The sequence below is a fragment of the Cyanobium sp. Cruz-8D1 genome (genome assembly GCF_024345975.1).
Taxonomy (GTDB): Bacteria; Cyanobacteriota; Cyanobacteriia; order PCC-6307; family Cyanobiaceae; genus Cyanobium.
The window spans coordinates 1-9,230 of sequence record NZ_JAGQCD010000072.1; the positions used below are offsets into that span (position 1 = coordinate 1).

5 protein-coding genes and 2 pseudogenes are annotated in these 9,230 nt (G+C 55.2%); 1 reads left to right on the forward strand and 6 read right to left on the reverse strand.

Going from position 1 to position 9,230, the window contains the following annotated elements:
- The 6 genes and pseudogenes from KBZ33_RS20360 to KBZ33_RS20385 form a co-directional block, all read right to left on the reverse strand.
- Positions 1-3,479 (reverse strand): annotated as a pseudogene (locus KBZ33_RS20360) (hypothetical protein); the annotation flags it as partial.
- Between the two features lie 53 nt (positions 3,480-3,532).
- Positions 3,533-4,108 (reverse strand): DUF4915 domain-containing protein, encoded by a 576-nt coding sequence (locus KBZ33_RS20365; protein ID WP_254955285.1) that lies wholly within the window; start codon positions 4,106-4,108, stop codon positions 3,533-3,535.
- Positions 4,109-4,573: 465 nt separating this feature from the next.
- Positions 4,574-5,608, reverse strand: a complete 1,035-nt coding sequence (locus KBZ33_RS20370) for an IS5 family transposase (RefSeq protein ID WP_254955284.1) — start codon at positions 5,606-5,608, stop codon at positions 4,574-4,576.
- Positions 5,609-5,929: 321 nt separating this feature from the next.
- Entirely contained in the window at positions 5,930-6,460 is a 531-nt protein-coding gene (locus tag KBZ33_RS20375; RefSeq protein WP_254955286.1) for an ISAs1 family transposase, read from the reverse strand.
- Positions 6,457-7,074 (reverse strand): ISAs1 family transposase, encoded by a 618-nt coding sequence (locus tag KBZ33_RS20380; protein WP_254955283.1) that lies wholly within the window; start codon positions 7,072-7,074, stop codon positions 6,457-6,459. Before KBZ33_RS20380 ends, KBZ33_RS20375 begins: the two co-directional genes overlap by 4 nt.
- Before the next feature lie 73 nt (positions 7,075-7,147).
- Complete coding sequence (locus KBZ33_RS20385; RefSeq protein WP_254955282.1) at positions 7,148-8,635, reverse strand: DUF4055 domain-containing protein; 1,488 nt, start codon at positions 8,633-8,635, stop codon at positions 7,148-7,150.
- A gap of 114 nt (positions 8,636-8,749) precedes the next feature.
- On the opposite strand from KBZ33_RS20385, the pseudogene KBZ33_RS20390 reads away from it, so the two are divergent.
- Positions 8,750-8,938: pseudogene (locus KBZ33_RS20390) on the forward strand (tyrosine-type recombinase/integrase); the annotation flags it as partial.
- Positions 8,939-9,230 lie beyond the last annotated feature (292 nt).

Consider the following 9,230-nt stretch of genomic DNA (forward strand, 5'->3'; position numbering starts at 1 on the left):
GCCACCTGTGCGGTGATGTTGTAGGTGGTGCCAGCGGTAGCGGGCAGGGTGGGGGTATAGGTCCAGGTCTTGGCGGTGTTGTTGACGGTGGCACTGCCGAGCAGGGTGCTGCCGTTGTAGATGCGCAGGGTTTCACCGGCAGCCAGTGCCGCGCTAATGGTGCCTGTGATGGTTGGTGTGGTGTCGTCAGTGCGAGCGCCAGCAGCAACAACGCCCTGGATCAGACCAACGTTGTCCGTAACACTGCTGATGTCGGCGAACTTGGGGAGAGACGATGAAACAACAGTTAAATAAATTCCGTCCGCAAGAACATCGGACTGAAAGGAGAGTGCATCATTGATCCTGAGACCAGAAAAAGATAATGACACTGCTGAGATACTTGTAAAGTTTGCGATCTTGAAGGAATCATCAAGCTTTGGGACAAAACCATTGACAAGCAAGATATTAATAAGACCGTCAAGGGAAGCTTCGCCAGATATTTGGAGAGAGTCGAAGTTGCTTGTTCCACCAATTTCAATATTGGTCATTCCCGTACCTGTCTGGAGAAAGTTTCCCGAAATAACAAGAGAACCAATCGAGACTCCTGGATTAATTATGGAAGAATTACGTATGCTGCCATTGATTGTCCCATTACCAGTCAAAAGTCCACCATCGAGCAAAAATTGAGTGCCGCTAGCAAGTGTCAATAATGTATCTTCTTGAATGATTGTTTTGCCGGCGGACTGTAAGTAGTCTGAATAAAAATGAACACTTGCCGATCTGGAATCAAATATACCATGATTGACCAGCTGAGATGTAAACCATAGTGTTGAACCGAACGAATTTGCTATAGTTCCAGTATTGACAAAGTCAAGACCGACGTAGGTGTTGGATTTAACATTAAAAACTCCACTATTATTAAACGTACTCCCGGCTTCTTGGAGAGTCGCAAGCGAAACTTCATAGCCATTTGAATCCCCAGAATTAAAGATTCCTGAATTACTAAAGTCTACTTTGCCTCTTTCATCTCCAAAGACCAAGCCATATCCTCCACTATATGGAACGGAACTACGTAAAAGATTTACTGTTCCCTTATTATTTAAAACACCAAGCAATGTGGCAGAACTAACATTAGAGGCAGATAGATCGATGTTTATTATGCCATCCGCGCTAATCTCAAGATTTTTGATTGTTCCAGAAGCAAAGGTTAACTCATTGCTCCATACCCCGGTTATCGTTGCATCGTAGTCAGCCAAGAAGTTTTTCCCTGTGAACTTTGCAGCCGAATTAAATGTATGGATTCCGCCTCTAAATCTTACGAGACCACCAGCATTCTCATCAGTTTTGATGACACCATGCTCGCTAACGTCAATCCAAAAGTCGACATTTCCCGACCTGGAATCAAGTATGCCGGTATTTGAAAAGCTTCCCTGTGAGATTACAAGAGTGTAACCCAAAGTGTTAGCTATAGTTCCAGTATTGACAAAGTCAAGACCGACATAGGTGTTGGATTTAACATTAAAAACTCCACTATTATTAAACGTACTCCCGGCTTCTTGGAGAGTCGCAAGCGAAACTTCATAGCCATTTGAATCCCCAGAATTAAAGATTCCTGAATTACTAAAGTCTACTTTGCCTCTTTCATCTCCAAAGACCAAGCCATATCCTCCACTATATGGAACGGAACTACGTAAAAGATTTACTGTTCCCTTATTATTTAAAACACCAAGCAATGTGGCAGAACTAACATTAGAGGCAGATAGATCGATGTTTATTATGCCATCCGCGCTAATCTCAAGATTTTTGATTGTTCCAGAAGCAAAGGTTAACTCATTGCTCCATACCCCGGTTATCGTTGCATCGTAGTCAGCCAAGAAGTTTTTCCCTGTGAACTTTGCAGCCGAATTAAATGTATGGATTCCGCCTCTAAATCTTACGAGACCACCAGCATTCTCATCAGTTTTGATGACACCATGCTCGCTAACGTCAATCCAAAAGTCGACATTTCCCGACCTGGAATCAAGTATGCCGGTATTTGAAAAGCTTCCCTGTGAGATTACAAAAGTGCTGCCATTAATTAGATTAACTATTCCCCTATTGTTTGTTGCACCAAGAAATTGAGTGCTGCTTCTAGTGTCAATATTGACAATGCCTGTTAACTCAATGCTTAGATCTATGATCGTTCCATAATAATAAGTAAGCTCATTGGCCAAGCTGCCCTTGATGCTTGCACCCTCCAAGATGAGTTCATACATAGCGAATTGACTAACATCTTCAACAATATTTCCGCTCCCTGGTTTTAAAGATAGCTTGCCATCAATGGAAAGATACATAGAGCTTTCGCCTGCTCCATATTGTGGCAACCCACTCGTTCCGCCATTTGAATTAGCGGATATAATTGTCAAAAAAGTTTCGTACTGGCCTTGCTCTTGAAGGAGCTGATTAAACTGATCGCGGGTTAAACCCGTATCACCTCCACTAATATATCTAGCTGCCAGCTCTGAAATTGCTGGATATGCATCAAACTTGCCATCTAGCAACGCTTCAGTGACAGGAATTTTTCCATAATAGCCTTCGAATAACTGAAGCGGAGCAGTAATGCTCTCGACGAGCGGCTTGGTTATTCCATAGTCTACTAGAATGCCAAATGCGAGTCCAGCTAGTATCCCTGGAGGGCCAAAGAATCCCATTGAAGCGCCCACACTAATGGAGACAAGATCCTTGATAAACTTTTCACGTGATGCCGCAAGCTCCCAATCACTTTTGTCCTGTTGTATTGTTTTCTGAAGATCATAAAACAAGCCTATCAGATCCTTGTATTCATAGAGCGTATTGAGAAATTTGCCGAAAGCAGAAAAGTCTGACAATCCGCTCGAAACTCCATTGATCAATACTGCGATTCTAATGAGTGTGATGCGGTCAGGCCCAATTGCATCAGGGTCGAAAACTTCAATTTCAAGATCTCTTTGAATCGGTAAGGATATCGGCAGAAATGCAGACATCTCTATATCTTGCTCTTGGGTGTTCAGCGTGATTGCTGCTGAATCGTCTTCCACAAAATAACCAGCCTTGTCTTGTAGAGGTGGGAGCCTCCCTGTCAGTAAGTCTGAAAACAGCTCCCCCTCATCCCCCGGCGTGTCACTGGCATTCAACAACCCATCCAGATGATGCCCCAACTCCTCAGTCAGCACCGCTAAAGCCTGCTCCCGATTTGCGCTCTGCAACCAGTCCTGATTTAAATAAATCGTGCGGGTGCTGATTGCATAAGCTCCAGCCGCACCAGGCATGTCGCCGGCGGGCAGCAACACCACCGGCGGAAGGTTTCTGAAGTCGCCTTGGCTCCATTCCCCCACAAGCTCACGCAGCTTCTCCGGCTCCCCCTCCAGCTGCAATGCGGTCTGAGCGGCCCGCGAGAGAGTGCCGTTCGTTGCCCACACGATCAGAAGCTCTCGCCAATCCTGCAGGTGCGTCTCGAGAAGATTGAGGTAAGAGGTGGCCAAGGCTGATGTTGGGGGTGGTGTTAGTCGAGAAGAGATGGATGATTTCCGTTGGCCTATCCGGTAGAGGCAGGGGGAGGAAGCAACCACCCCAGCGCCTTTTCCAGAGAGCTCAGAAGCCGGGCCAGTGCATGGATCACGCCCACCGTCCACAATCCGGCCTCAAGCCAGCAGCGCGGATTGCGAGGATCGCTCTGCATCAGCACCTCTGTTCTGGGCCTGTGGCTCAGGGATTCCCACAGCCGCTCGCATCCCCAGGCCAGGTCGTGGCCCATCAGCGGCCCGCTGTGGTGACAGCTCCGGGCCAGGAAGGCGATGTCGTGCTCGCCCTCGGGCTGGATGTAGGCCGCGATCTCCAGGTTGGCCGGCAGGGTCCAGATCGCATCTCGTGTGCCGACGGCGATGCCGCTGGCGGTGCGGCTCAGCCCCATGGCCTGGTCAAAGCGGGAGAAGCCCAGCCGCAGGTCTCCCCGGTGGCTGCCCACGCTCACCACCCGCCCGGCCTGGTAGGTGGAGAGCAGCACCGAGAGATCCAGGTGCTCCAGCAGGGCGGGGAGGGACTGGCTGTGCTCGTAGCGCACGTCGACGGGCTTGAGCTCAGGGGCTGGTGGTGGTTGGGCCGGGGATGTCATGGATCAGACAATCCATGCTCGCGGTCTGCGGCCCAGTCACTACTGCAGCTGTGCCGGGCGGAAGCAGCAGACCAGCGGTTGGTGTGGAGAGGGGCGAAAGGCCTTGCGACCAACCTGATCGCCACCTCGGAGCGGCTGATCCAGCCATCCAGGGGCCATCGCTGGGGTCGCTCCTGCCAATGAGTCAGCAGCAGGTCCAGGAGACGCCTGGCGCTGGCGGATTGGTCCATGGCTATGGGCTCCCGGGGGTGGGAAGGAGAGGCAGCACGCAGCAGATACGCGGCTCAACAATTCATTGTGCTGTTAATTATAGCGCGCCGGTTCTGTTGTCAGGGCACCTCGAATAATCAGTAAAAATGGGAAATCTTGCGGACATAAAAAAGCCGCCAAGGAGGCGGCTGAGCATCAATACATTATATTCGCTATTGACGAGTTTTCCTGAGCCGTAGCACTTCTATGAGTGACTCATGCAACCACTGCTACGTGGGCAGAGCGCTGTAGATAGCGCAGGAAATTAAATGTCAGGTTCTTGAGGCCCCACCAAGCCTCGTTCCTTTCTAGCCCAATCTTTCTTGTCAGCTTTCCACCCATGGACATGGTCATGCAGCCAAAGACATGCTCGACACAAGCTCTGATTGACGACTTGAGACGATTTAATTCCTTGGCTGCGTCGCTAAGCGGATGATTGCGAGCGCCTTTTTCGTGGATCAGGCTTTCGAAGCCACCGAGACTCAGAAGAGCATCAAAGCATTCGCCGGAATATGCTGAGTCTGCCCAGACATAGTCATGCTCGTTTTCTGGATCAAGCAGGCGTGCAAGCATCTGGCTGTCGTGGATATTGGCAGAAGTGACAGCATATCGGCGTATGAATCCATGGTCAACATCGATGCAAATACTGTTCTTGTAACCGTAGTAACTGAGGCCGTTCTTTTGTGTCCAGCGAGCGTCTAAATCCTTTTGCTGCAAGCGGTCTGGGTTTTCATCCCAGCCCTCTGGCAGCCTTCCGGCTTTGATTTCCTTGTTCTCCTGGCGGGTATTGCGTTGCTTGGGAACAGGGACGAGAGTCGCGTCAATGATCTGACCACCCCGGGCTTGGAGACCCTGAGAGCGCAGGTATTCCTCAAACATCTCAAAGAGTTCCTCGATAACTCCCGCCTTGCGCAGTCGCTCTCTGAAGAAGGCGACTGTGGTGGCATCTGGTATGTCATTCATCACCCCAAGACCAACAAACTCCTCGAAGGAGCGACGGTCATTTACTTGGAATTCGATCTCTTCATCACTTAAATTAAATAGCTGCTGGAGCACCAGCATCTTGAAAAGAATCAGCGGGTCGATTCTCTTGCGTCCAGCATTGCTTTTGCGCTCCTGGCTATAGCCCTTGTCAAGCAAAGGGCGGAAAGATTCCCAGGGAATCGATTCTGCGAGACGGATCAGAACCGGCTTCTTCTCTTGGAGCTTTGCAACTCTTTGCTGTTCGTCCCAGAAACCTCGCTGGCCCATAGAAAGCATGTAATCTGTATGGCCTAGTATAATCTAAATCCGGACGTTATCAAGCAGTCTTGCGATTTTTCGAGGTGCCCGTCAGCCTTGATCAACCATTACGCTGAATCATTGCAGCGCAGTCGATCTGCGGGATTTGCCGCATTTCACGCAAGAACTGCATAACTTATTGCGTGTCTACGGATACCGTTGCTGCCGGAACTGACCTGCTCGCAGGCTGTGGTGGCGAGTGCTGATCAGTGTCAGCTCCCGTTCAGCGCTGTTGCACCCTGGGCTGTTCCGTCTGCGACACGCTCTTCCCCCCAGGGCTGATTCAAAGTTTCAGCATGGGTCGGGTACTGCTGGCTGACGCATCGCCATCGCCAGCAGCGCCTTGATGTCGTGCATCACCGCCTGCATCCCAGCGCGGATCGACTGAAAACCAGCCAGCCGCAACAGGTTGAGTGCTGCAGTTCGCAGGCTGGCCAACGCACCAGCGCCATTGCCCCGGTAGCGGTGGGCGTCCTCGTGGAGCTGGGTGTCACGGATCCAGTGCCAGCACTCAATGCTCCAGCGGTCTCGCACCAGTTGCAGCAGTGCTTCTGGGGTGGTGCGCAGGCTTGTGAGAAACAGGTGCTGCGCCTGAAACGGCTTGCCGTCTCTGGTGCCGGTAGCGGTCATTTCCAAAATCCAGCTGGTGCCCACCCAGCTCTCGAGGATGTGCTGCGGTGCCTCCTTTGCCCGCAGCGTCCAGGTGATGTCGCGGCCATGGCTGATCTCGTGATCCTTCGCCACGAAAGGGATCTTGCGCATTCCCTGAAACTGACTGCGGATCTGGCGGTGGAGAATCTTCTGGTTGGCTTTTACCGTCAGGAGGAAGTCGGCCCCCTGCTCCTGGAGCTGCCGAAAAACGGGCGCTGGGTATGGAGCGCGTCCGCCTGGATCAGCACGCCCTCCAGATCCAGCTCGCCAAGGAGCTGCCGCAGCACTGCCCGCTCATGGTTTTCGCCGGTGGCGTAGCAGGCCTGGCTGATCGCCACGCCCAGGGCTGCCGAGTAGAGCGTCACCTGGGCGATGAATGCAGAACCACCGCCGCTGGTCGGCTCGATAGAGCCCCTCAGGGTCTCGCCGTCACACACCAGCTGATCGAGATCGGCTGCCCCGCCTGGGATCTGGGCGATCGTCCAGTCACGGATGGCAGCGCATAGGGCCGCCACATCCACCTGGTGGAAGAAGTAGCGGAACGAGGAGTCCGACGGCGGACGCCTGAGCTTGATGCCCAGCGACTCGGTGAGCACGGCGTGGTGGCGGATGGCGAATCGCTCCAGATCCCGCAAGCTCTGGCAACCACTCAGGATTCCCAGCACCGAGACCAGCAGCAGATACCAGGCCGGAAACCGAACCCCGCGCCGCATCCGCGCATCTGGGATCGACCTCAGATAGCTGATGAGATCGAGATCGGTTGCGGTAGAAGCGCTTTCAAGCACAGAACAGGGGCGATTCCGCCGACCTCAACCCATGCTGACAGCCCCGGCAAGGAACCTTGGGACAGACTTTGAATCAGCCCTGCTCTTCCCCCTCCCCGGCCCTGGTGGCTGGACTGTCATCCAGCGTCGGGCTACTGATTGCATTGGCCGTCGCCAGCGCCAGCTGGTGGCGCAGTTCCTCCCGGCTGATCACCCCCTTGTCGAACAACTCGATCCATTCCTTCACCTGGGGCTGCGGCTGGATCGGCGGGGTGAGCGGGCTCACCGTCACCTGCAGGCCGGCACCGGAGGTGAGGGGGTCACCGGTCAGGGCCGTCCAGTGCTGCAGCAGGGTGGAGAACAGCGACGCCTTCTGGATCGCCATCGCCTGCAGCAGCGCATAGCTCTGGCTGGCGGTGAGGCTGATCTCCATCTCGGTGCGGGCGGCGCCGCGGTTCTGGCTGGGGATCAGGGCGTCGCGGCGCATGGTGTCATCGAGGATCTGCAGCCAGGCCCGGTGCTCCGCAAGGGACCGCGCCCGGATCTCGACAAACTCAAAGGAGGCGTCTGCTGGCAGGTCCATGCAGGTGTTGGGGCCCAGCACGACGGGGCCGGCCTGGCTGTTGCCCATGGCGTCCACCATCCCTTTGCGCACCCCCACCGGCAGCGCTGTGCGGGATAGGAGCTCCTCGTATTCGCTCTTGCAGCGGAAGTGGTTGAGGTACTGGTGGGCCAGGCCAAGGTGCGGCAGGTCGCCTTCGCCAAACCCGGAACCATCAGAGGTATACCAGCAGGCCGGCAGCCGGCTGATGCCATCAAACGTGGTCACCACCGGTTCGTCACAACGCCAGCCACTGCCGGCCTGGGGGTCGGCGCAGACCGGATGGTGGGCCAGCTGCAGACCGGTCACGGCATCGCCGACGGTGAGCAGAGAGAGACTGCGGTACTGCCAGCGGTCGGGGGCATCGGCATCGCCCAGCAGGGCCTGGATCTGCTCCGTGACCACTGCCTCACTCCCCGGTGTTTCCGCACCGATGGGCCGGTTCAGCGGCTCCCGCCAGATGATCCGGCCCGGCAGGCCGTAGGAGACGGGCAGCTCCCAGTTCAGGCAGTTGGCACGGGGCACCAGCTGGAGCCTGGGCAGCGACAGCCGATCGCCCCGGCGCAGGGCCTCCTGGCGGTCACCTTCCGAGGGCCAGCTGTGCTCGGGCGGCAGCACCAGCACCAGGGCTGCACCATCCCGCAGCACCAGCAAGTCAGCCGCAGCGAGGAACACGCCAAGGTCTGTGCCCCTACCATCCACGTCGGTGAGCACCAAGCTCAAGCTGGCGTGGAGGCTGATCCAACTGCCCCGGCTGAGCATGCCGGCGTAGGTGCGCAGGGCATCGCGAAAGAAACCCGAAGGGCGGGCGGCATCGAGGCGCTTGCGGTAGGCGATCTCCGGCTCTCTTTCGCCCCTGGGGAGATAGTGCTCCTTGCGGCTGGTGCCGTCAGGAGCAGCGAGCAGGGCCCAGCAGTCGGCGGTGATCTGCAGGGAGGGCTGCAGTGACTGGAGCGTTGGGTGCTGGCTCCAGGGGGGCAAAGGTGCAATCGCTGCAGGAGGAGGGCCTGGGGACACGAGTCGCTGGCATCACTGCTGGCTGTTGCCAGCGAAGGATTCAGTGGGGCCCCCAGTGCGCTGATGGGGTGGCTGAGGGGGATCAGCAAACCGGCGACCTGCCACACCTTCCGCCATTCATTCGCCACGCACCTACTGGAACAGGGCGCCGACATCCGTACGATTCAGGAACTGCTCGGCCACAGCGATGTGAAAACCACCATGGTCTACACCCATGTGCTGCATAGAGGTACATCTGGGGTACGAAGCCCCGCTGACCTGCTCTGAGGAACAGAAGGATCTTCTGCGGACCGCGTAACAATCCATGAAGCAGGTGGCGATACCCGAGATGCCTTGCTCCAGTTGGTTTAAGGCTGATAGAGGAGGTAATGATAGGTAGCTTATGCGGCAAAGAGCCGGCACCCCGCAGCTTCTGCGGACCGCCGAATCAGCGTTGAACTAAGCCGCTACGCGGCAGATTCCAACAGCCAATTATAGCCCAGTTCCTGTCAGGGCCTTCCATTGCGTCGCCGATACGACCAGGCCACTGCGGCTGAGTGCGGCGGTTGGCTGGGCCTCA